The sequence below is a fragment of the Solwaraspora sp. WMMB762 genome (assembly GCF_049179115.1).
Lineage (GTDB): Bacteria > Actinomycetota > Actinomycetes > Mycobacteriales > Micromonosporaceae > Micromonospora_E.
Map to the genome: position 1 here is coordinate 3,537,666 of NZ_JBMHMD010000001.1, position 22,334 is coordinate 3,559,999.

At 71.8% G+C, this 22,334-nt stretch carries 24 protein-coding genes and 1 pseudogene; 12 read left to right on the plus strand and 13 right to left on the minus strand.

Going from position 1 to position 22,334, the window contains the following annotated elements:
- Positions 1 to 199: 199 nt before the first annotated feature.
- Positions 200 to 1,498, plus strand: a complete 1,299-nt coding sequence (locus tag ACN27J_RS15625) for a sensor histidine kinase (protein WP_421367052.1) — start codon at positions 200 to 202, stop codon at positions 1,496 to 1,498.
- Positions 1,499 to 1,523: 25 nt separating this feature from the next.
- Positions 1,524 to 2,168, plus strand: coding sequence for a response regulator (locus tag ACN27J_RS15630; RefSeq protein ID WP_421372267.1), 645 nt, complete (start codon positions 1,524 to 1,526; stop codon positions 2,166 to 2,168).
- A 29-nt stretch (positions 2,169 to 2,197) separates the two neighbouring features.
- Here ACN27J_RS15630 and ACN27J_RS15635 read toward each other — a convergent pair whose 3' ends face one another.
- A complete protein-coding gene (locus ACN27J_RS15635) occupies positions 2,198 to 2,845 on the minus strand; it encodes an HAD family hydrolase (protein WP_421367055.1) in 648 nt (215 codons plus the stop codon).
- A gap of 84 nt (positions 2,846 to 2,929) precedes the next feature.
- A complete protein-coding gene (locus ACN27J_RS15640) occupies positions 2,930 to 3,187 on the minus strand; it encodes a glutaredoxin family protein (protein ID WP_278171632.1) in 258 nt (85 codons plus the stop codon).
- Positions 3,188 to 3,442: 255 nt separating this feature from the next.
- On the opposite strand from ACN27J_RS15640, the gene ACN27J_RS15645 reads away from it, so the two are divergent.
- The 5 genes and pseudogenes from ACN27J_RS15645 (at position 3,443) to ACN27J_RS15665 (ending at position 8,129) form a co-directional block, all read left to right on the plus strand.
- Positions 3,443 to 3,574: a hypothetical protein gene (locus tag ACN27J_RS15645; protein ID WP_278171633.1), complete on the plus strand. Its 132-nt coding sequence runs from the start codon at positions 3,443 to 3,445 to the stop codon at positions 3,572 to 3,574.
- Complete coding sequence (locus ACN27J_RS15650; protein WP_347403688.1) at positions 3,571 to 4,509, plus strand: ECF subfamily RNA polymerase sigma factor, BldN family; 939 nt, start codon at positions 3,571 to 3,573, stop codon at positions 4,507 to 4,509. The genes ACN27J_RS15645 and ACN27J_RS15650 overlap by 4 nt, the downstream gene beginning before the upstream one ends.
- Positions 4,510 to 4,752: 243 nt before the next feature.
- A pseudogene (locus ACN27J_RS15655) lies at positions 4,753 to 5,637 on the plus strand (DUF5667 domain-containing protein); the annotation flags it as partial.
- 315 nt (positions 5,638 to 5,952) lie between these two features.
- Positions 5,953 to 6,828, plus strand: coding sequence for an HAD family hydrolase (locus tag ACN27J_RS15660; RefSeq protein WP_421367059.1), 876 nt, complete (start codon positions 5,953 to 5,955; stop codon positions 6,826 to 6,828).
- 131 nt (positions 6,829 to 6,959) lie between these two features.
- Positions 6,960 to 8,129 carry a hypothetical protein gene (locus ACN27J_RS15665; protein ID WP_421367061.1) on the plus strand — a complete coding sequence of 390 codons (1,170 nt, stop codon included), beginning with the start codon at positions 6,960 to 6,962 and terminating at the stop codon, positions 8,127 to 8,129.
- A gap of 27 nt (positions 8,130 to 8,156) precedes the next feature.
- Here the strand turns inward: ACN27J_RS15665 and ACN27J_RS15670 are convergent, their stop codons facing one another.
- The 6 genes from ACN27J_RS15670 to ACN27J_RS15695 form a co-directional block, all read right to left on the minus strand.
- On the minus strand, positions 8,157 to 9,020 hold the full coding sequence (locus ACN27J_RS15670) for a lysophospholipid acyltransferase family protein (RefSeq protein WP_421367063.1): 864 nt from the start codon (positions 9,018 to 9,020) through the stop codon (positions 8,157 to 8,159).
- Positions 9,017 to 10,084 (minus strand): NAD-dependent epimerase/dehydratase family protein, encoded by a 1,068-nt coding sequence (locus tag ACN27J_RS15675; protein WP_421367064.1) that lies wholly within the window; start codon positions 10,082 to 10,084, stop codon positions 9,017 to 9,019. The genes ACN27J_RS15670 and ACN27J_RS15675 overlap by 4 nt, the downstream gene beginning before the upstream one ends.
- A gap of 64 nt (positions 10,085 to 10,148) precedes the next feature.
- The gene (locus ACN27J_RS15680; RefSeq protein ID WP_007465623.1) at positions 10,149 to 10,250 is read right to left on the minus strand and encodes a 30S ribosomal protein bS22; all 102 of its coding nucleotides are present in this window, start codon (positions 10,248 to 10,250) and stop codon (positions 10,149 to 10,151) included.
- Positions 10,251 to 10,471: 221 nt separating this feature from the next.
- Complete coding sequence (locus ACN27J_RS15685) at positions 10,472 to 10,684, minus strand: helix-turn-helix domain-containing protein (RefSeq protein ID WP_123605749.1); 213 nt, start codon at positions 10,682 to 10,684, stop codon at positions 10,472 to 10,474.
- A gap of 195 nt (positions 10,685 to 10,879) precedes the next feature.
- Positions 10,880 to 12,580, minus strand: a complete 1,701-nt coding sequence (locus tag ACN27J_RS15690) for a hypothetical protein (protein WP_421367066.1) — start codon at positions 12,578 to 12,580, stop codon at positions 10,880 to 10,882.
- A gap of 71 nt (positions 12,581 to 12,651) precedes the next feature.
- A complete protein-coding gene (locus ACN27J_RS15695) occupies positions 12,652 to 13,572 on the minus strand; it encodes a proline dehydrogenase family protein (RefSeq protein WP_282232370.1) in 921 nt (306 codons plus the stop codon).
- Between the two features lie 127 nt (positions 13,573 to 13,699).
- On the opposite strand from ACN27J_RS15695, the gene ACN27J_RS15700 reads away from it, so the two are divergent.
- From ACN27J_RS15700 to ACN27J_RS15710, 3 genes are read left to right on the plus strand one after another with little or no spacing between them, the layout of a single operon-like run.
- Complete coding sequence (locus ACN27J_RS15700; RefSeq protein ID WP_421367069.1) at positions 13,700 to 13,987, plus strand: hypothetical protein; 288 nt, start codon at positions 13,700 to 13,702, stop codon at positions 13,985 to 13,987.
- A gap of 2 nt (positions 13,988 to 13,989) precedes the next feature.
- Positions 13,990 to 15,156, plus strand: coding sequence for a glutathionylspermidine synthase family protein (locus ACN27J_RS15705; protein WP_421367071.1), 1,167 nt, complete (start codon positions 13,990 to 13,992; stop codon positions 15,154 to 15,156).
- A gap of 18 nt (positions 15,157 to 15,174) precedes the next feature.
- Complete coding sequence (locus ACN27J_RS15710; protein ID WP_421367072.1) at positions 15,175 to 15,726, plus strand: CGNR zinc finger domain-containing protein; 552 nt, start codon at positions 15,175 to 15,177, stop codon at positions 15,724 to 15,726.
- A 61-nt stretch (positions 15,727 to 15,787) separates the two neighbouring features.
- Here the strand turns inward: ACN27J_RS15710 and ACN27J_RS15715 are convergent, their stop codons facing one another.
- Both ACN27J_RS15715 and ACN27J_RS15720 read right to left on the minus strand, forming a co-directional pair.
- Positions 15,788 to 16,627 carry a sugar phosphate isomerase/epimerase family protein gene (locus ACN27J_RS15715; protein WP_421367073.1) on the minus strand — a complete coding sequence of 280 codons (840 nt, stop codon included), beginning with the start codon at positions 16,625 to 16,627 and terminating at the stop codon, positions 15,788 to 15,790.
- A 10-nt stretch (positions 16,628 to 16,637) separates the two neighbouring features.
- Positions 16,638 to 17,636 (minus strand): Ppx/GppA phosphatase family protein, encoded by a 999-nt coding sequence (locus tag ACN27J_RS15720; protein WP_421367075.1) that lies wholly within the window; start codon positions 17,634 to 17,636, stop codon positions 16,638 to 16,640.
- Between the two features lie 100 nt (positions 17,637 to 17,736).
- Between ACN27J_RS15720 and ACN27J_RS15725 the strand changes: the two genes are divergently transcribed.
- Complete coding sequence (locus tag ACN27J_RS15725; RefSeq protein ID WP_421372269.1) at positions 17,737 to 18,552, plus strand: hypothetical protein; 816 nt, start codon at positions 17,737 to 17,739, stop codon at positions 18,550 to 18,552.
- A 55-nt stretch (positions 18,553 to 18,607) separates the two neighbouring features.
- Here ACN27J_RS15725 and ACN27J_RS15730 read toward each other — a convergent pair whose 3' ends face one another.
- Positions 18,608 to 19,291 (minus strand): response regulator transcription factor, encoded by a 684-nt coding sequence (locus tag ACN27J_RS15730; protein ID WP_123605755.1) that lies wholly within the window; start codon positions 19,289 to 19,291, stop codon positions 18,608 to 18,610.
- Between the two features lie 34 nt (positions 19,292 to 19,325).
- Positions 19,326 to 20,648 (minus strand): sensor histidine kinase, encoded by a 1,323-nt coding sequence (locus tag ACN27J_RS15735; protein WP_421367076.1) that lies wholly within the window; start codon positions 20,646 to 20,648, stop codon positions 19,326 to 19,328.
- Between the two features lie 198 nt (positions 20,649 to 20,846).
- Between ACN27J_RS15735 and phoU the strand changes: the two genes are divergently transcribed.
- A complete protein-coding gene (phoU, locus tag ACN27J_RS15740; protein WP_278171657.1) occupies positions 20,847 to 21,494 on the plus strand; it encodes a phosphate signaling complex protein PhoU in 648 nt (215 codons plus the stop codon).
- A gap of 88 nt (positions 21,495 to 21,582) precedes the next feature.
- On the opposite strand, the gene ACN27J_RS15745 is transcribed toward phoU, so the two are convergent.
- Complete coding sequence (locus ACN27J_RS15745) at positions 21,583 to 22,332, minus strand: phosphoglyceromutase (protein WP_416556269.1); 750 nt, start codon at positions 22,330 to 22,332, stop codon at positions 21,583 to 21,585.
- Positions 22,333 to 22,334: the final 2 nt, after the last annotated feature.

Consider the following 22,334-nt stretch of genomic DNA (forward strand, 5'->3'; position numbering starts at 1 on the left):
GCGATCTTGATCGACGGTGATGGACGAGCCACTGGATCCACGCTACCCGTCACACCGGTTTCATCCGGCGACAGCAGCACCATTATTACCAATTTCCGGCTTTTTGCCGCGCGCCGCTCCGACAGGGGGGACAACCCCACCGCGATCGGCGGGCCGGCGGGAGTGACCGGCCCGCCACCTGGCACCTAGCGTCATACCCATGACCGACGTCGGCACTCCGCCCGCCCTCGCACCGGCCAGCCGGCAGACGACGTTGCGCCGGCTGGCCAGCGACTCCCTGTACGTACTCACCAGCCTGCCGCTCGCGCTGGCGAACTTCGTCGTCGGCGTCGTCGGTTTCGCACTCGGCGTCGGCCTGGTGGTCACCGTCGTCGGCCTGCCGGTGCTCAGCGGCACGCTGGCCACCGCCCGCGGGTTCGCCCAACTCGAACGGCACCGGATGGCCGGGGTCCTGGCCGCCGCCCAGGTGCAGCCGCGATACGTGACGCCGGGACCGGACGCGGGCACCTGGCGACGGGTCCTCGCCCCGCTCACCGACCCCCAGTCCTGGCTCGACCTGGCTTTCGGTGTGCTGCGCCTGCCGGTGGCCCTGATCGCCGTACCGGTCACCATCACCTGGTGGGCGGGGGCGCTGGCCGGCTCGCTCTACTGGACGTACGACTGGTTGCTGCCCGCCGACCCGGACGACGGCCTGGCGCCGCTGCTCGGCCTCGGCGACGCACCAGGGACCCGGATCGCGTTGTACACCGCCATCGGACTGTTCTTCCTGGTCACCCTGCCGATCGTGGTACGCGGCTGCGCGTTGCTGCAGGCCGGCTTCGCCCGCGGCCTGCTCACCGGGGTGGCCCAGATGCGCGACCGGATCACCGACCTGGAGGAGCAGCGGCAGGCCGCGGTCAGCGCGGAGGCCACCGCGCTACGCCGGCTGGAACGCGACATCCACGACGGGCCGCAGCAGCGGCTCGTCCGGCTCGCGATGGACCTGGGGCGGGCCCGCGAGCAGTTGGCGGCCGACCCGGACGCCGCCCGGCGCACCCTGGACGAGGCGCTGGACCAGACCCGTGAGACGTTGGCCGAGCTCCGCGCCCTGTCCCGTGGCATCGCACCGCCGATCCTGGTCGACCGGGGGCTGCCCAGCGCGATCGCCGCCCTGGCCGGACGCGGCGTGGTACCGGTGGACCTGTCGGTCGACCCCCGGCTCGGCACGGCCGCGACGCGGCCCGACCCGGCCGTGGAGAGCAGCGCCTACTTCGTGGTGGCCGAGGCGCTGACCAACGTCGCCAAGCACAGCGGGGCGACCGCCTGCAGTGTCGGGGTACACCGCCACGACGGCGGGTTGACGATCGTGGTGGCCGACGACGGGACCGGCGGTGCCCACCTCGCCAAGGGGCACGGACTGGCCGGACTCGCCGACCGGGTGCGGGCGCACGGCGGCACTCTCGCGGTGCACAGCCCGCCGGGCGGGCCCACCGAGATCCGCGCCGAGCTGCCCGGCTGAGCCGGCGATGGTAGACATGGCACCCATGCGAGTGGTGATCGCCGACGACGCCGTACTGCTGCGGGAGGGCCTGGTCCGGCTGCTGAGCGAGCACGGCCACCGGGTGGTGGCCGCGGTCGGCGACGGCCCGGCCCTGGTCGAGGCGGTCACCGAACACCGTCCGGACGTCTCGATCGTCGACGTACGCATGCCGCCGACGCACACCGACGAAGGGTTACGGGCGGCGGTGCGGATCCGCGAACTGGTCCCGGGAGCCCCGGTGCTGGTGCTGTCCCAGTACGTCGAGGTGTCGTACGCCGACGATCTGCTCGCCGACCGCGCCGGCGCTGTCGGCTACCTGCTCAAGGACCGGGTCGCCGCGATCGCCGAGTTCCTCGACGCCCTCGCCCGGGTGGCCGCCGGCGGCACCGTGCTCGACCCGGAGGTGGTCGGTCAGCTGCTGGTCCGGCGCCGCCGCGACGACCCACTGCGCCAGCTCACCCCGCGGGAACGGGAGGTGCTCGGGCTGATGGCCGAGGGGCGGTCGAACACCGCCATCGCCCGGCTGCTGGTGGTCACCGACGGGGCCGTCGAGAAGCACATCCACAACATCTTCAGCAAGCTCCAGCTGGCGCCGGACACCGAACAGCACCGCCGGGTGCTCGCCGTACTGACCTACCTGCGAGGCTGACCGGGTCGAGCTGGCTTTCCTGCCGCCGATCAGTGATCGGCCGCCAGCCGTACCGCCTCGGTGAGGGACTCCGCGACCGGCACGCCACGGGCCCGGAGCCGGTCCGGGTCGGTGAAGCCGCCGGTGTACAGGATGCAACTTGCACCGACCGCCTCGGCTGCGTCCGCATCGTCGATCGAGTCGCCGATCAGCACGGTCCGGGCCGGGTCCACACCCAGCGCGGTCAGGTGCCGGTCGAGGTGACCGGCCTTGCGGTCGCCGCCGACCGCCGTCCGCAGCCCGTCGATGCGCCGGAAGGTCCGGGTCAGGCCGTACGTGTCGACCAGCGGGACCAGCTCGTCGTGGAACCACATCGAGAGCAGTGACTGGCTGCCCGACCAGCTGAGCAGCGCCCGTTCGGCGTCCTCGGCGAGTCCGCAGGTGGTCAGACCGGCCCGGTACGCGGCGTGGAAGATCTGGTCCAGCCGGCCGAACTCCTCGGCGCCGACCGCCCGGCCGAGAACGTCTGCGTAGTAGTCCGCGACCGGCCGACGGAAGGCCACCCGGTGCTGCTCGGGGGTGAGCACCGGGCCGTCGACGGTGGCGATCGCGTGGTTGGTCGAGGTGACGACCAGCGCCAGGTCGTTGAGCAGGGTGCCGTTCCAGTCCCAGACCAGATGGGTGTCAAGCGGGGCCACGGCGGCACGATACCGGCCATCGGCGTCACCGGACCAGCAGGTCAGCCGACCGATCGGCCGCAGGCCCCTCGACCGGTCACCCGGTCAGCCGACCGGTCGGCGCAGATCGTCGAGCAGCCGCTGCTCCTCGACCCGCCAGTACCCGTGTTCCCGGCCGTCGAGCAGCACCACCGGGAGCCGTTCGCCGTAGTCGCGCTCCAGCTCGATGTCAGCGGTGACGTCCTGCTCAACCCATTCGTCGCCGGTCTGCCCCGCCACCCGGGCGAGCGCCGCACGGGCGTCGTCGCAGAGGTGGCAGCCGGGGCGGGTGATCAAGGTGATTCTGGGCTGGCGGCGCGACACGCCGGGGAGCTTACCGCTTCCCGACAACCAAAGCGTCGGGTAACCGACAGCGGACAGCCAGTGCGACATGGGCACGCCGCCCTGCGGAAATACTTCGTCGTTGTGTAACGGACTCCACACGCGTGGGTGACGTTGGCCCTATCATCGCCTTGGGTCGACTCACCCGTTTTGCCGTGAGTCGCCACCCCTCAGCCCGAGGAGGCCGCCGTGCCCGTTGTCGCACCGCACCAGCACCTCAGGAGGGTTCGCCGGTCCATGACGCTCACCACCGACCTGCCGGACTGCGCCGGCATCAGCGCCGGTATCAGCACCCAGCTCACCGACCCAGGTGCCCGGGCCCAGCAGCACGCCGGGTCGCCGCAGGCACGAACGGAGGACGCCCAATGAGTGTCTACTCCCCGCAGATCGTTCTCCCGTCGGCCAGCCGCGAGGTAATTGCCGCCCGGATCGCCCTCGCCGAAGGGTTGTCGCTGCTACGCGCGTCGATGCACGAGATGCTCAGCATCACGATGCGCGGCGACGGCGGCACCCGAGGGACCAGGCCACGCACCCAGCCCAATGAGGGGCCGAGCCGACGCCAGCCCGGCGCCAACAGCAAGCCGATGGGTGGCGCGGTGGCCGCCCCGGCCCGGCCGACCATGCCGACCCAGCCGGACGGCAACGAGGCGGAGACCACCGTTCTGCCGGTCATCCCCGACCAGGGCAGTCGGTCCGGCGCACCACCAGGCGGCTATCCGGACCGGCCGGACCCGTCCGATCCCGCCCGCGAGGTCTGGGCACTGGTGGAACGGGCCCAGGCTGGCGAGACCGAGGCGTTCGGTCTGATCTACGACCGGTACGTGGACACCGTATTCCGGTTCGTCTATTTCCGGGTGGGCAACCGGCAACTCGCCGAGGACCTCACCTCGGATACCTTCCTGCGCGCCCTGAAGCGGATCGGCAGCTTCACCTGGCAGGGCCGGGACCTCGGGGCCTGGCTGGTGACCATCGCCCGCAACCTGGTCGCGGACCACTTCAAGTCGGGACGGTACCGACTGGAAGTTACTACGGGTGACGTAATGGATGCAGAGCGCGAGGATCGCGGCCCGGAGGGGAGCCCCGAGGCAGCGGTCGTCGACCACATCACCAACGTCGCCCTGCTGACCGCCGTCAAGCAGCTCAACCCGGAGCAGCAGGAGTGCATCGTTCTCCGCTTCCTGCAAGGCTTCTCGGTCGCCGAGACCGCCCGGGCGATGGGCAAGAACGAGGGGGCGATCAAGGCCCTGCAGTACCGGGCGGTACGGGCACTGGCCCGACTCCTGCCCGACGGTTTCCAACCGTGACTACGCCCGCACAGAAAGAAATCACAGTCACGCGTAGTGATGAATCTCGCCACCGGCCCGTAACCCAACTGACCGCTCAGGCGTTTCTTGGGGTGCGACCGATGATGCCAGCACCTCGCCAGCCATCAGGCAGCGTGCCAGGACCCGCAACGGGTCACCTCCCCAGCGACCCTGGCCGTGGTCGCACCGGATAGTGGCGACACCCGCCGCTGAAGCCGTGACCTGCGAAGGGAGGTGTCCGCGATGAGCAAGCTCAATCTCTTCCGCCGACGCGCCGAACGATTCGCACAACTTCTCGACCGCGCCGAGGGCGGAGGGCGGCACCATGTCCGCGATCCGCTGGACGACGAGCTGGCCGGGCTCACGGCACTCGGGCGCCGCATGTCCGAGATGCCGAAATCACCGGACAGCGGCGTGGACCCGGACTACCGGGCACACCTGCGCGCCGTGCTGATCGCCACCGCCGAGCGCGAAGGCATCGGCGCCGGCGCACCGACGGCTCCGTACCGCCGCCTGCCCGAACGGCCCCGGTCCCGCTGGTTCGCCGGTCGGGCGGCGGGGGCCCGCGCGGCGACGACCGCCGGCCGGGCCCGGACCCGCGCGGTCATCATCGCCACCGTCGCGTTCGGGGCGATCACCGTCTCCGGCATGTCCGCCGCCACCGAGCAGGCGGTGCCGGGCGACACCCTGTACGGGATGAAACGGTCCACCGAACGGGCCCAGCTCGCCCTGGCCCAGTCCGACTCCTCCCGCGGACAACTGTTCCTCAGCTTCGCAGAGGTACGGATGGGCGAAGCGCTCATCGTGTACGACGAGCCCGCCGCGTTCAGCGCGGTGCTGGACGACATGGACGGCCAGACCCGGGAAGGTGTCCGGCTGCTCACCGCCACCGCCGCTGTCGGCGGTGACGAGAGCCCACTGGACGTGATCGACTCTTTCGTGTCCACGCAGCGTCCCACGTTGCGGCAACTCGCCGACGGGTCGGCGGCGAACCGGGACCGGGTCGGCGAATCACTCACCCTCCTCGACCGGGTCCGGGCCCGGACCACGGCGTTGCGCGACGAGCTGACCTGCTCGGCTCCGGCGACCAACGACAGCGACGAACTCGGCCCGCTGCCGGCCAGCTGCGTATCGGCCGAGCCGGCCGGTAGCATTCGTGTCCCGGGCGGCCTGGTCGGGCCGCCCGTCGGCGAGTCGTCGGCCGACCGGGGCCGCGCTGACGTAGCACCCGCCCCTGCCGCAGGTGCCGACTCGTCGGTCAGGCCGGGGCCCGGCAACCCGCCGTCGGCCAACCCGCAGCACTCGAACCTCGCCGAGCCACAGCTCGGCCCGGCCACCGAGACGGATCTGCCGGGCCCGCGCCCGGCGGTCAAGGACAACCCGGCCGCTGACCGGTGACCTGACCGGGCCGGCGGCGCCGCCCGACGGGAGAGTGATGCCGGCGTGCCCCGCACCCGCAAGGTGACCATCAGTACGGACGCTGCCGGTCACACCACGGGTTGGGCGACCACCGGGCTGGCAGCCACGACACCGGTGGCCCCTGACCGACGGGCAGCGGCCTTCTTCGACGTCGACAACACCATGCTGCGTGGTGCGTCGATCTACTGGCTGGCGCGTGGCCTGGCCTCCCGCAACTACTTCACCACCGCCGACCTCGCCCAGTTCGCCTGGCGGCAGGCGCGGTTCCGGCTGCTCGCCGCGGAACACGCCGGGGACATGTCGCACGCCCGGGAAGCGGCCCTGGCGTTCGTCGCCGGTTGGCGGGTCAGCGACGTGGAACGTCTCACCGAGGAAATCTTCGACGAGCTGATGGCGTCGCGGATCTGGCCCGGCAGCCGGGCCCTGGCGCAGGTGCACCTCGACGCCGGGCAACGGGTGTGGCTGGTCAGCGCAACTCCGGTCGAGGTCGGCCGGGTGATCGCCCAGCGTCTCGGGTTGACCGGTGCGCTCGGTACCGTCGCCGAGGTCGTCGACGGAACGTACACCGGTCGGCTGGCTGGCGAACTGATGCACGGCCCGGCCAAGGCCGAGGCGATCGTGCAGCTCGCCGCAGTCGAAGGGCTCGAGCTCGCCCGCTGCAGCGCGTACAGCGACTCCGCCAACGACCTGCCGATGCTCACCGCCGTCGGACACCCGGTCGCGGTCAACCCGGACACCGCGCTGCGCCGCCAGGCACGGGAGCGGGGCTGGCAGGTCCGGGACTTCCGGACCGGTCGCAAGGCGGCGCGGATCGCGGTACCGTCGACGGTCGCCGCCGGTTTCCTGGCCGGGGCGGTGACGGCCGGCCTGGCCATCCGCCGCCGCCGGGCAACAGGCTGACCAGGACAGCGGCAACCGGCTCACTCGGGCCGGACCTAGCGCCCACCCGGGCCGGGCCTGGCGCCCTCCCGGGGGCGGCGACCGGCCCACCCCGGCCGGCGACGCCGGCATCGGATCAGGAAGGCATCGGTGTGACGGTCACCGCACGCCCGGTCGAGTCGACCGGGGCGCCCAGCCACCCGCCGGGTCGGCACCGCCGCCACCGTCCGTGGCATCTGGCCGGGCTGGCCGGGGCGCTGGCAGCCGCGGTCCTGCTGGTCGTGTTGCCGCAGGCCGGCCCGACGACCAGCGCGGACGAGCCGGGCCGGCTGCGTACCGTCGCCGAGGTCTGGCCGTTGGCCGAGATCACCGAGATACCCGCCAACCTCGCCGACGGACCGGCGTACAGCCCGGTGCTGTTCCTGGACGGCGCCACCTCGGTCGGCACTGCGCCTAGCCCGGACGGCACCGCGCTGCGGCTGGTCGTGCGGGCCGCCGACGGATCGGTACGGGAACTGCGCCGGCTCCCGCTCGGCGCTACCCCGCAGTTCGGTGGGTTCACCACCGACGGGGACACGTTGGCCTGGTCCGAGTCGGTCGCGGACGAGGACGGACGGGGGCGCACCGAGATGTGGGCCGCCAGCCTGACCGACGACGCCGAACCGCGCCGGCTCAGCACCGACACCGGCGACGTGGTCTTCTTCAACTCCCAGTACGACATGGTGATCAACGAAGGCAGTCTGTACTGGGTCGCCGTGGCGCCCGGCACCGAGCCAGCGACCGAACTGCGGTCGGTCCCGCTGGCCGGCGGCGAGGTGACCGTACGCACCGATCCGGGTGCCTGGGCGTTGTCCAGCTGGCCGACAATGGTCAGCGCCGGCAGCGGCGAGACCGGCCCGATCCGGATCCGTGACCTGGTCGAGCGCCGGATCACCGACGTCCCCGCCGGCCCGACCGAGCTGGTCACCTGCGGTCCCACCTGGTGCCGGGTGCTGGTGCTGGCGGCGGACGGTCCGGGCCGCATCGACCTGATGCGCCCGGACGGTACGGACCGTCGGCGCATCGGCGACGGCTCGGTGACCGCAAGCACCATCGACGTCGCCGTGCTGGACCGGTTCGAGGTGCTGTCGCTGTCGTCGGCACCCACCTCACTGACCAACTCGCAGCAGTTGATCATCTACGATCTGCAGCTCGACGAGGCGATCGTGGTGAGCGACGACGTGGGCATGGTGCTCTGCCGGGGCGGTGTGCTGTGGTGGTCGGTCGGCGACGACAGCTCCGCCTCCTGGCAGGTGCTGGATCTGCGAAGCTTGACGGACTGACCGGCCGAGCGGGGTCTGGCCGGCCGGTCAGCGGCCGAACGGGTCCGGCCGACGATCCAGCAGCCGGTGCAGGGCCTGCTGGATCGTCTCCCGCACCTGATCAGCCAGGTTGAACACGACCAACGGGTCATCGGCGTGGTCGGCGAACTGGGTGGTCGGGATCGGCGGGCAGAACTCGATCAGCCATTTGCTCGGCAACGGCACCAGGCCGAGCGGCCCCAGCCACGGAAACGTCGGCGTCACCGGGAAGTACGGCAGGCCGAAAATCCGGGCGAGCGGGGCGATGTTCGCCAGCATCGGATAGGTCTCCTCGGCTCCGACGATCGCCACCGGAACGATCGGCGATCCGGTCCGGATGGCCGCCGAGACGAACCCACCCCGACCGAACCGTTGCAGCTTGTAACGCTGCGAGTACGGCTTTCCGACTCCCTTGAAGCCCTCCGGGAAGACCCCGACCAGTTCCCCACCACCGAGCAACCGCTCGGCGTCCGGATTGCAGGCCACCGTGCCGCCGAACTTGCGGGTCAGTTCGGACAGGAACGGCAGCCGGAAGACCAGGTCGGCGCTGAGCAGCCGCAGGTGCCGGTGCCGCGGATGCTCGTCGTGCAGGATCGCGGTGAGCACGGCGGCGTCCAGCGCGACCGTGCCGGAGTGGTTGCCGACCACGAGCCCGGCACCGTCCACCGGCAGGTGTTCGACCCCGGACACCTCGGTGCGGAACCACTCGCGGTAGAGCGCCCGCAGCACCGGCAGAAACACGCCTTCGGTGAGCTCGGGATCGAAGCCGAACTCGTCCACCTCGTACTCGCCGGCCAACCGGCGGCGCAGGAACGCCAGGCCGGCGGCCACCCGTTGATCCCAGACGTCGCCGGGTCGGTCCGGCACGGTCATGCCAGCTCTCGCTGATCGCCGGCGCGGGCCGCGCGAGCCCGGCGGATGCCGTCCAGGATCGCCTGTTCGGCGGCGGCCAACCGGTCACCGGCGAGCAGCGCCCCGTCCTGGTGGGCGCGCAGGAAATCGTCGAAGGCGGCCTGCGTCGACCGCGGCTCGAACCCGAACTCGCCGATCAACCGGGAGGTGTCGACCACCCGGCCGTGGACGAACAGGTCGATCTGGTCGAACCCGTAGCGCCCGACACCGAAGGCCCGGGTGACGCCAGCGGCGCCGGACAGCCCCGGCTCCAGCACCGGTACGGCGACCCGGCCGGCCCGCCGGATCGCCTGGGAAAGGGTGAGTACGCCCGGACCGGCGACGTTGAACGTGCCCGGACGGTCTTCCACCACGGCCCGGTGCAGCACCTCGAGCGCGTCGTCGACGTGCACGAACTGCAGCCGGGGGTCCCGACCGAAGACGGTCGGCACCAGCGGCTGGGCGAAGTAGCGGGTCAGACTGGTCTCGGCGGTCGAGCCGATGAACGGGGCGAACCGCAACACGGTGGCGGTGACGTCGGGCCGGCGGCGGCGGAAGCCGCGCACGTACGCCTCGATGTCCAGGATGTCGCGGGCGAACCCGCCACGCGGTACCTCACGGGGCTCGGTGTCCTCGGTGAAGACCGCCGGATCGCGGAACGAGGCACCGTACGCCGCCGTCGACGAACGCACCACCAGCTTACGCAGACCGGACGCCTGCTGGCAGGCGGCGAGCAACTGCATGGTGCCGATGACGTTCTGTTCCTTCATCGCGGCGCGGCCGCCGTACTGCTGATCCGGTCCACTGACCACGGCCAGGTGCACGACGGCTGACGCATCGAGGTCCGCGATGATGCCACTGGCCGCACCAGCGTCGGCGCGGACCTGGTCGACGTCGCGCAACAGATCCGCGAAGTCCGGCGCCGGTGTGGCGGTGTCCAGCCCGACGACCCGGCCGACCCGGGGGTCGGCGGCGAGTCGACCGGCGACCCGGGCACCGATGAATCGGCTCGTCCCGGTTACCACCACGGTCGGGGACCTCACCATGCGGCCCTCCAAGTGCCGGCGGGTGACCGGAGCGTTGCTGAGCCGGGCCTGGGCCCGGCCACGGTCACTTGCCGAGACGTCGACGCTGGACGCGGGTCTTGCGCAGCAGCTTGCGGTGCTTCTTCTTGGCCATACGCTTGCGGCGCTTCTTGACCACCGAGCCCATACGAAAGCCTTTCCAACGAACGTTCGGGTCGGCCCGTGCGCAGCGTGCGGTGAGGCTGACGCGTGGACCGAACTGGACAACCGGCCGGGCCGGCGGGCGGACTCACCCGCGCATGCGACGGCACGGCCGGCGTCAAGCCTAGCCCGCGCGTGTCATCAGCACCAACGCGGCCCCGGCGCCAGCCGGGGGACGCGTCGGCGCCGGGCGTCTCCGGATACCCGCTAGGCGGTCTCCCGGAAAGCCCCTCGCAGGTACTCGTGCACCGCGTGTTCCGGCACCCGGAACGACCGGCCGACCCGTACCGCGGAGAGCTCACCGGAGTGCACGAGTCGATAGACGGTCATCTTGGACACCCGCATCACCCTCGCCACCTCGGCGACGGTCAGGAACTTGACCTCCGACAGCCTGTCCTCGGACTGTGGTGATCCTGCCATGGTTCACCAATCCATCCCATTTCCCCGGCGCGTGCCGCCCGGCGGGACCCTTCCGCGCCGCGACGGACAACGCACGTGTTACCAGTACGGTAACGGGGTCGCTGTGACCGGCGCGATCCGTTCCGTCATTTGATCTCGACGGCGGGGCGGCCGACACCCGTACGGGCTACCGGCACGACGGCGGCGGGTGACGGCTCAGCCGACCGCCCGCCGGACGTAGTCGACGCACGCCTCCTGCAGGCCCTCCCAGGCTTCACCGAACTGCGTCCGGGCGGCCTCGTCGAGACCCACGCCGTCGTGCACCACGGACCGGAAGAACGCCAACGTCCGCTCCTCGCCGAACCGGTCGACCAGGTGCCGGACCGCCAGGTAGCCCACCCCGTACCCGGCACCTACCTGCCAGTCCTCGGCGTCCGCGGTCGGCTCGACGCTGCTCAGCGGCCCCTGCCAGTCCTGTTCCAGGACCAGCCGGCGGACGTCGTCCAGCCCTTCGTAGCGGACCACCGGCCGGCCGCCGGCCGCCGCGTGCTCCGCGAGTCCCTCGATCAGCCACCAGGCGGCCCGCTCCCGGTTCCCGCCGTCCGGCAGGGACGCGGCGTGGGTCAACTCGTGACGCAGCAGGTCCGGCCGGACCACGTCGCGCAGATTGGTGCCGTTGAGCACGATCTCGTAGTGCCCGCCGCCGACCGCCACCGCGTACCCGGCGGTCCAGTCCGGACGGTTTCCGCCGTACCAGCTGCCCCATTCGTCGGCACCGGCGTAGAAGACCCGGTACCGGTCCGGAGCGGCACCGGAGACCGCGTACCGGTCCGCGACCGCCGCCGCCTCCTCGGCGTCGCGCAGCAGATCGGGCAGCAGGTCCCGGTACTGCGGGGTGGTCGCCACCAAGGTCCGGTTGCCGGTCGCGACGACCAGTTCACTGACCTCCCAGGGCCGGGGCCCGTCCTGCAGGGTCAGCGACGGCTCGACCGCTACCAGGCGCAGCCGTCCGCCCTCGGTGCTCCAGCGCTGACCGACCACCACTTCGCTGGTCTCGCAGGAGGGCACCACGAAGCAGTGCTGGTAGCTGACCAGCAACCGCCATTCGGTGCCGGTCGGCGCCGGGGCGGTCGGTGACGGTGGCGGGCCCGCGGTGACCGTCGCGGTCGCGGTCGGCGCGGCGGTGACCGTCGCCGTGGCCGTCGGTGCGGTGGTGACCGTCGCCGTCGCGGTCGGCGCGGCGGTGACCGTCGCCGTGGCCGTCGGTGCGGTGGTCGTCGTCGCGGTCGGCGCGGCCGACCCGGTGGCCGCCGGCGTGGGCGTGGCGCTGGCGGTCGGGTCGAACTCGACCGGCAGCGTACTGACCGACGGGCGCCACGCCGTCACCTGCATCGCGCGCAGGGTCTGGAACTGGCGGGCCAGATCGTCGTGGGCGGCCGAGCCGGGTTCGGCGACCGCGAGGAACCCCCGTTCGTCGCCGGCGATCAGCGCGGCGGCCTGCTGGTCGAGCAGGGCGTTGATCTGGGTACGCAGCCAGGCCTGGACAGCGGCCGGCGGATCACCCGGCACCGGGCTGGCCGGCGGGCCGGTCTGCGGGGTGACCCTCGGCTCGATCACCGGCGGTTCCGGGCTGGGCAACCGGTCGATCAGCGCCACCGCACCGACCACCGGCACGGCGCAGAACAACACCGTCGCGACGATGCCGAGCACCGGCCAGAGCGACCAGCGGCGCTCCGGCGGCGGAGTCACCGGGACCGGCGCAGGATCCGGCCGCTCCGGCTGGTCCGTCGGCGACGAATCCGATCCGTCCGATCCATCGGACTCCGGCCGGTCCGCCGATCCGTCCGGCTCTCGCTGATCCGCCGATCCGTCCGGGTCCGGCTGGTCGGTCGGTACGGAGTCCTGCCGGTCGGTCACCCGCCGAATGATACGGGGGCCGGAACCGTCCCGGTCCAGCCCGGGTTGAGCGGCAACACAGGGTGCCGGCGTCAGTCGCGGGAGCGCAGCGCCCGGCCGAGAAACGCCACGTTGGCTGGACGCTCGGCCAGCCGGCGCATCAGGTAGCCGTACCAGTCGGTGCCGTAGGGCAGGTAGACCCGCATGGTGTAGCCCTCCCCCGCGAGCCGGGCCTGTTCGGCCGGTCGGACCCCGTACAGCATCTGGAACTCGAACTCCTCCGGCGCCCGGTCGAACCAGCGGGCCCGGTCCTCGGCGATCGCGATCAGGCGCGGGTCGTGAGTGGCCAGCATCGGGTAGCCAGCACCGGAAAACAGGATGTTGAGGCACCGCACGAAGGACTTGTCGACGTCGATCGCCGACTGGTAGGCGACCGACTCCGGCTCCGCGTACGCCCCCTTGCACAGCCGCACCCGGGAACCGGCGGTGGCCAGCTCCCGGCAGTCCGTCTCGGTACGCCGCAGGTACGCCTGCAGCACCGCACCGGTGGACGGATGGTCGGCACGCAGCGTCTGCAGAATGTCCAGGGTCGAGTCGGTGGTGGTGTGGTCCTCCATGTCGAGGGTGACGGTGCCACCGACGGCGGCCGCCGCCGCGCAGATCGCCTGGGCGTGCCCGGTCGCCGCCGGCTCGTCGAACCGCTGCCCGAGGGCGGAGAGCTTCACGCTGACATCGGCGCCGGCGGCGAGACCGGCCCGGTCCAGCGCGTCCAGCAGAGCCAGGTACTCCGCCCGCACCGCGCTGGCCTGCTCGGCGGTGGTGGTGTCCTCACCGAGGTGGTCGATGCTGATCACCAGACCGGTACCGGTGAGCTCGGCCGCGGCGGTCAACGCCTCGTCGATGGTGGTGCCGCCGACGAATCGGCGTACCACGTCACGGCTGAACGGGGCGGCGGCGACCAGCCGTTCGATCGTGGTCGACCGGGACGCGGCGAGGATGACCGAGCGAAGCATAGGGCGAGCGTATCGCCCTTGACCACGACCGGCCCGGCCAGTGGCCGAGGTCCGGCGGCGGCCGGGGCCCGGCCGCTGGCCGAGGTCCGGCGGCGCCGGGCGTGCGTCGGTGAGCTACAACAGTGCTGTGGACAAGATCTCCCCGCGCCGGCTCCGGTCGACCAGCGTCCAGCTCGGTGCGCTCACCGCGCTGGCGCTCTCCCTCTCCGGCTGCAACCTGGTCCCGGACGACGACTGCGACGACGACTGGTCGATGGGTGCCGGCTCCGGCGGCGGCACGACGGTGCTGGCGATGGCCGCCGGCGGCGCCGGGGCGTTCGTCGCCCGTACCGCGCCGGAAGCTCCGGCCGACACCACAGCGGCCATGCCCGACCGAGGCGGGTTCGGCACCCACCTCGCCTCCTGCGGCGGCTGAGCGTGCGGCGCGAAGCCTGTCGGCCCCGGCCGGACTGGGACGCGACGGTACGGCAGCAGGGTCTGGTGTACGCCGACACCGAACTGCCCAACGGCTCGGTGATGTCCTACTGGGACGAATCCGCCTGCTACGCCTTCGACCTACCGGAGGTGCTGCGGCTGGAGGAGGCGACCGAGGAACTGCACCGGATGGCGGTGACGGCGGCCGAGCACGTGGTGACGCACCGGCGGTACGCCGACTTCGGCATTCCGGCATGGGCCGCCGACGCCGTCGCCCGGTCGTTGCGCGAGCGGCCACCGAGTCTGTACGGCCGGTTCGATCTCTGGTACGACGGCTCCTGGCCGCCGAAGCTGTTGGAGTACAACGCCGACACCCCCACCGCCCTGGTCGAAGCCGCGATCGTGCAGTGGTACTGGCTGGAGGACACCCGACCGCAGCTCGACCAGTGGAACAGCCTGCACGAACGGCTGGTGGCGGGCTGGGCGCAGATCAAGGCCGGGATGTACCACCCGACGCTGCACGTCACCTGGTCGAGCGAGGAGGAGACCGGCGAGGATCTGATGACCGCCGGCTACCTCGCCGAGACCGCCCGCCAGGCCGGGCTGACCGCCGAGCTGCTGCCGATGCTGGACGTCGGCTGGGACGGCCGGCGCTTCGTCGACGCCGCCGACCAGCCGATCACCACCTGCTTCAAGCTCTACCCGTGGGAGTGGATGCTGGCCGAGCCGTACGGGCGGTTGGCGCTCGAACCGGGCACCCCGACCACCTGGATCGAGCCGGCGTGGAAGCTGCTGCTGTCGAACAAGGCGCTGCTGGCGGTGCTCTGGGAGCTGTTCCCGGACCACCCGTACCTGCTGCCGGCGTACCTGGACGGACCGCGCGGGATGCCGGAGTACGTCGCCAAGCCGCTGCTCGGCCGGGAAGGCGCGGCGGTGCGGATCGTGACCGCTGGCGGTGAGATCGAAAATCCGGGCGACTACGGTGCCGAAGGCTGGTGCTACCAGGAGTTCCGGGCGCTGCCGGCGTTCGACGGCAACCATCTGGTGCTGGGCAGCTGGGTGGTGGCCGGCGAGTCGGCCGGTGCCGGGTTGCGGGAGAGTTCCGGATTGATAACCGACGGGTACGCCCGGTTTCTGCCGCACTACGTGGCCGCCCACCGGGCGATCTGAATCGTCTACGGTTGTCAGGTGGACTTCGACGCCTACGCGCGGACCGCAGTTGATCTGGTCAACTCCCCGTTGGCTGACCTCGACGACCTGAGGGCGCTGTTCCACGGCGACCACGTCTGGATGTGCGACGAGGTCTGTGACCGCGACCTGACGGTGTTCCGGCGGGCCGGTAGACGCCTGCGGGACGTCTTCGAGTACGGCACCACCGGGCGCGATGCCGACGCGGTCGCCGAGCTCAACTCGCTGCTGGCGGCGTTTCCGGTGCAGCCGCGAATCTCCGGCCACGACTCCAACGACTGGCACATGCACGTGACCGGCCGGGGAGCCTCGGTCAGCGCCGAGTATCTGGCCGGGGCGGTGTGGGGGCTGTCGGTCTGGCTGTGCGAGTACGGCAGTGCCCGGTTCGGCGTCTGCGCTGACGCCCGCTGCGGCAACGTCTACCTGGACACGTCGTCGAACTGCTGCCGGCGGTTCTGCTCGGAGCGCTGCGCCACCCGCTCGCACGTGGCCGCGCACCGGGCCCGCAAACGCGCCGCGGTCGAGGACCAGCCGCTGCTGCCGGTCAGCTGACCGGTCTTCCCTGGCTCCAGTCGGCCAGTTTCCTCCGGCCCAGCCGGCCAGTCTTTCCGGCTCAGCCGGCCGGCTGGTCGGCGGTCGCCGACCGGCCGGGGCTGCCGCCGTCGATGGCGGCCAGGTGCCGGCGGGCGAACGCCAACGACTCGCGCAGGTCGGCCTCGCGCACCGTACGGCTGCGAGCGCCGCGGGTGGCGACCTCGACCGCCACCGCGCCCCGGAAGCCGTTGCCGGCCAGCGAGCTGAGCAGCTCGCCGCACGGCTGGTTGCCCCGGCCGGGGACCAGATGCTCGTCGCGGCCGAGGCCGCTGCCGTCGCCGAGGTGCACGTGCTCCAGCCGGTCGCCCATCGCGACGGCGAGGGCCAGTGCGTCGGCCCGCGACGCGGCACAGTGCGACAGGTCAAGGGTGTACGCGTCGTAGCCGACCTCGGTCGGATCCCAGCCCGGCTGGTACGGGACGAACTCACGGCCGGCCATCCGGACCGGGAACATGTTCTCCACCGCGAACCGCACCTGTGGGTGGGCGTCGCGCAGGGTACGCAGCCCGTCGGCGAAGGTACGGGCGTAGTCGCGTTGCCAGCTGAACGGTGGATGCACCACGACGGTCGGCGCGCCGAGCGTCTCGGCCAGTACGGCCGAGCGGCGCAGTCGTTCCCACGGGTCGGAGCTCCAGACCCGCTGGGTGACCAGCAGGCAGGGGGCGTGCACAGCGAGTACCGGCACACCGTAGTGCGTGGCGAGCCCACGCAGTGCGCCAGCGTCCTGGCTGACCGCATCGGTCCAGACCATCACCTCGATGCCGTCGTAGCCGAGCGCGGCGGCCAGCTCGAAGGCGGCCGCCGTCGGCTCGGGAAACACCGATGAGCTGGAGAGCAGCACGGGTACCGCGGAGGTCACGTCGCCCAGCCTAGCCCGGCCGGCGCGGACCTGCCGGACCGGTGACCGCGCCCAGGTCACCGGCAGAGATCAGCTCCAGCTGTGCCATCCGGCGCAGGATCACCCCTTCCCGCAGCGCCCACGGACAGATGTCCAGCGACTCGATGCCCAACTGCCGCATGACCGACTCGGCCACCACCGCCCCCGCCAGCAACTGATGCCCCCGGCTGGCGCTGACCCCTTCGAGTTCGTGCAACTCGGCGGGCGGGATGTGGCGGATGAACCCGGTCACCTGACGCAGCCCGGTACGGGTCAGCCGCCGGGGTGCCCACAGCCCGGCGCTGGACGGTGCGGCCCCGGTCAGCCGGGCCAGGGTGCGGAACGTCTTGGAGGTGCCGACCGTCCGGTCCCAGCCCTGCGCCTGCAGCAGCGGGACCATCGTCTGCACCTGGGCGTCGACGTACTCCCGCAGGTCGGCGACGAACTGTGCGGCCGGCGGGCTGGCGGTGAACGGGGTGACCCCGAGCCGTTCCCGGGTCAACCGGCCGGCCCCGAGCGGCAGCGACTGGGCCAGGTGCGGCTCCTCGTCGACCCCGGCGGCCAGCTCCAGGGAGCCGCCGCCGATGTCCAGCACCAGCAGCCGGCCGGCGGACCAGCCGAACCAGCGGCGGACCGCGAGGAAGGTCATCCGGGCCTCGTCGGCGCCGGAGAGCACCTGCAGGTGCACGCCGGTCTCGGCGCGGACCCGGGCCAGCACCGCCGCCGAGTTGGTGGCGTCGCGCACCGCCGAGGTGGCGAACGCGATCAGGTCGCTGGTCTGCCAGTGGTCGGCTGCGGCCCGCGCGGCGGCCACCGCTTCGACCAGGGCGTCCGCCCCGGCCGGGGTGAGCGCGCCGTCCGGTCCGATCTGTTCGGCGAGCCGCAGCAGCGACTTCTCCGAGTGTGCCGGCCACGGGTGGGCGCCGGGGTGTGCGTCCACCACGAGCAGATGCACGGTGTTGGAACCGACGTCGAGCACACCCAGTCGCATGTGATCACCCTAGGCCAACCCGGCGTACCGACCCGCTTGCCCGGTCCGCCGCAGGTGGCAGGCGTACGCTGGCCGGGTGGCACCCCGTGACGAGCTCCGGATCCTGGTCGAGACCCCGGCCGACCCCCGCAGTCGGGAGGTCGAGCTGGACTTTCCCCGTGAGTGGATCGAGTTCGTCGACCCGGCCGACGCCGCGCATCTGGTCCGGGCCGACCTGACCTGGTTGCTGTCCCGCTGGACCTGTGTGTTCGGTGGGTCCTGCCACGGCATCATCGCCGGGCGGGCCGGGGACGGCTGCTGTTCGCACGGTGCCTTCTTCACCGACAGTGACGACGAGAACCGGGTCAAGGCGGCCGCGAAGCGGCTCACCCCGCAGACCTGGCAGCACTACCGGCGCGGGTTCAGGAACTACACCGAGATGGACACCGTCGACGGTAAGAATCCGGCGCGGCGGACCTCCACCCGCAGCGCCGACGGGCCGTGCGTGTTCCACAACGACGCCGACTTCCCCGGTGGCGGGGGCTGTGCGCTGCACGCCCAGGCGCTGCGCGACGGGGTGCATCCGCTGGAGTACAAGCCGGACGTCTGCTGGCAGTTGCCGATCCGCCGGGACCAGGAGTGGACGAAACGCCCGGACGGCAGCAAGGTGCTGGTCTCCACGCTGACCGAGTTCGACCGGCGGGGCTGGGGGGCCGGTGGGCACGACCTGGACTGGTGGTGCACCTCGTCGCCGGAGGCGCACGTCGGGGGCGAGCCGATGTACCGGTCGTACGAGCCGGAGCTGACCGCGCTGGTCGGCAAGGCGGCGTACGCCCGCCTGGCCGAGTTGTGCGCGGCACGGGCCCGGCGTGGCCTGGTGGCAGCGCACCCGGCCACGCCGCGCCGGCGGACGCCGAACGCCCGTCGGTCGGATTGACACCGACGCGACCGGCGGCCCCGGCCCCGGCACCGGCACCGGCACCAACATTTGGTCAGGATTCGAACTTGTAGCCCAGCCCGCGCACGGTGACGATGAAGCGCGGGGCCGACGGCTCCGGTTCGATCTTGGAACGCAGCCGCTTGACGTGCACATCGAGGGTCTTGGTGTCACCGACGTAGTCGGCACCCCACACCCGGTCGATCAGCTGCCCCCGGGTGAGCACCCGGCCGGCGTTGCGCAGCAGCAGCTCGAGCAGCTCGAACTCCTTCAGCGGCAGCTGGACCGAGTCACCGTCGACGGTCACCACGTGCCGCTCGACATCCATCCGGACCGGTCCGGCGGTCAGCGTCGCGGTGGACGGCTCGATCACCTCGGTGCTCTGTCTGCGCAGCACCGCCCGGATCCGGGCGACCAGTTCCCGAGGCGAGTACGGCTTGGTGACGTAGTCGTCGGCGCCGATCTCCAGGCCCACCACCTTGTCGATCTCGCTGTCCCGGGCAGTCACCATGATGATCGGTACCCGGGAGCGTTGCCGCAGTTCACGGCAGACCTCGGTGCCGGACATCTCGGGCAGCATCAGGTCGAGCAGCACGATGTCCGCTCCGGTGCGGTCGAACTCGGTGAGCGCGTCGGTGCCGGTTGGCGCCACCGACACCTCGAACCCCTCTTTGCGCAGCATGTAGGAGAGCGCGTCGGAGAAGGACTCCTCGTCCTCCACCACGAGTACCCGGGCCACTTGTCGTTCCTTCCCTAAGTCCGGCCTGATCCGCTTAGACCTGCTCGTGCGCGGCCGGACCGGTGTCGATCTCAACCGATTCGGGTAGCGGCAGTGCGGCGTCCGGCGGGCTGGCAGGCAGCCGCAGCGTGAACGTCGACCCTCCACCCAGCGTGCTGGACACCTCGACCCGACCGCCATGGTTGGTGACGATGTGCTTGACGATGGCCAGGCCCAGCCCGGTGCCGCCGGTGCTGCGCGAGCGTGCCTGGTCGGCCCGGTAGAACCGTTCGAAGATCCGGTCGACCTCGTCGGGGGCGATGCCGATGCCCTGGTCCGCGACGGCGATGTCGACGTATTCGTCGGCCCGGGAGGCGGTCACCGTGACCCGGGTGTCCTCCCCGGAGTAGGCGATCGCGTTCTCCACCAGGTTCGCCACTGCGGTGGCGATCTGGCTGTCGCGACCGTACACGGTCAGCCCGCGCTCACCCGTCACCGTCACCTCGATCCGGCGGGCTGCGGCCGGGGTACGGGTCCGGTCCACGACCTCGGCCAGCACCCAGTCGACAGCGATCGGGTCGGGGGCCGGCAGCGGCTCGGCTCCCTGCAGGCGGGTGAGTTCGAGCAGCTCGTTGACCAGCCGGCCGAGCCGGGTCGACTCGTGCTGAATCCGTTCGGCGAACCGGCGGGCGGCGGCCACGTCCTCGGTCGGGTCGGTGACCGCGCTGTCCGGGTCGGTGGCGTCCAGCAACGCCTCGGCGAGCAGCTGCAGGGCACCGATCGGGGTCTTCAGCTCATGGCTGACGTTGGCGACGAAGTCCCGGCGGACCCGGGCCACCCGGTGCGACTCGGTGACGTCGGCGGCTTCGACCGCCACGTGGTTGCCGCGCAGGCCGACGGCCCGCAGATGCACCCCGAGCGGGTCCTGGGTGCCGCCTTCGCGGCCCCGGGGCAGGTCAAGCTCCACTTCGCGACGCACGCCAGTGCGGCGGACCTGCCCGGCCAGGGTACGGATGATCGGGTGCGCGGTGACGCTGCCCGGCGTCGGCCCGGCCCGGAGCATGCCCATCGCCCGGGCCGCCGGGTTGACCAGCACCGGCACGTCGGTGTCGTCGAGCACCACCACACCGACCCGCAACGAGTCCAGGCTGCGGCGGGCCAACGAGTCGATGAGGCTGCGGTCCGGGGCCGGGGGTGCCGCAGCGGCGTCGTTCGCGACGATCTGCGGCCTCCCGTTGCTGGACGTACGCTGCCCGCCCCGGTGTTCGACCGGGGCGGATGCCAGTTGTCGTGCCCGGGCTCGCGCCAGGAGCAGACCGGCGACGAGCCCGCCGCCAGTGCCGACGGCCGCACCGCCGGCCAGAACCGCCCAATCCACGGGGCGATCGTAGGGTCATTGTTAACCTGGTCAGCCACCCGAACAGGACATATCTCACCGCAATCGCCAGATGTTCATACTGCCGCCCCGCTCTGTTCACCCCTGTTCATCTGAGTGCCGGCAAGCCGCCATACCGTGTGGGCGACACCGGGCGGGACCAGGACCGGAGACCTCCCACCACGACGACGGAAGGCCACCATGCGCGAGGAGTTCCAGGCCGAGCTGCAGGAAATCAGCGAGCTGCTGGTATCGATGGCGGAAGCCGCTCAGACGGCGCTGCGCCGGGCGACCGGCGCGCTGCTCACCGCCGACCGCGAAGCCGGCGAGCTGGTACTGGTCAACGATGCCGAGATCGATGCCCTCTACCGCACGGTGGAGGAGCGGGTGAGCGATCTGCTGGCCCGGCAGGCGCCGGTCGCCTCCGACCTGCGGATGGCGATCACCGCGCTGCACGTGGCCTCCGGGTTGGAGCGGATGGGCGACCTCGCCGACCACGTGGCCAAGACCGCGCTGCGGCGACACCCGTCACCAGCGGTCCCGGCCGAGCTACGCGGCGTCTTCTCGGAGATGGCCGAGGTCGCCGACCGCATGATCGCCAAGGTGGTCGGGGTGCTGCGTACCCCGGACGCGGAGACCGCCGCCGAGCTCGACAGCGACGACGACGCGATGGACGAACTGCACCGCAAGCTGTTCCGGGTGCTGCTGGGCAAGGACTGGCCGTACGGTGCGGAGACCGCCATCGACGGCGCGCTGCTGGGCCGGTTCTACGAGCGGTACGCCGACCACGCGGTCAATGCCGGCCGGCGGGTCGTCTACCACGTGACCGGGGTGAACCCGAACGACTGACCGGCCGGCCGGGCAGCGGTGCCCGGCTTGCCTTGACCAGGGCCAGGGGTACGGGGCGGACCACGTCCCGTACCCCTGGCCCGACGGCTCAGCGGCCCTGGTTGGCGACCGCGGCGGCCGCTGCGGCGGCGGCGTCCGGGTCCAGGTAGTCACCGCCGGCGTTGACCGGTCGCAGCGCGCCGTCCAGGTCGTAGCGCAGCGGGATGCCGGTCGGGATGTTCAGCTTGGCGATCGCCTCGTCGGAGATCCCGTCAAGGTGCTTCACCAGCGCCCGCAGCGAGTTGCCGTGCGCCGCGACCAGCACCTGCTTGCCGGCGAGCAGGTCCGGCACGATCGCGTCGTACCAGTACGGCAGCATCCGCCGCACCACGTCGGCCAGGCATTCGGTCCGGGGCATCAGCTCGGGCGGCAGCTCCCGGTACCGAGGTTCGCCGACCTGCGACCAGTCGTCGTCGTCGGCAATCGGCGGCGGCGGGGTGTCGTAGGAGCGGCGCCAGAGCATGAACTGCTCCTCGCCGTACTCCTCCAGGGTCTGCTTCTTGTTCTTGCCCTGTAGCGCGCCGTAGTGCCGCTCGTTGAGCCGCCACGACCGGCGCACCGGGATCCAGCCCCGGTCCGCGGTGTGCAGCGCCAACTCGCTGGTCCGGATGGCCCGCCGCAGCACGCTGGTGTGCACCACGTCCGGCAGCAGGTTGTGCTGTGCCAGCAGCTCACCGCCGCGCCGCGCCTCGGCCTCGCCCTTGGCGGTCAGATCCACGTCGACCCAACCGGTGAAGAGGTTCTTCGCGTTCCACTCGCTCTCGCCGTGCCGGAGCAGCACCAGTGTCCCCACAGTCATGT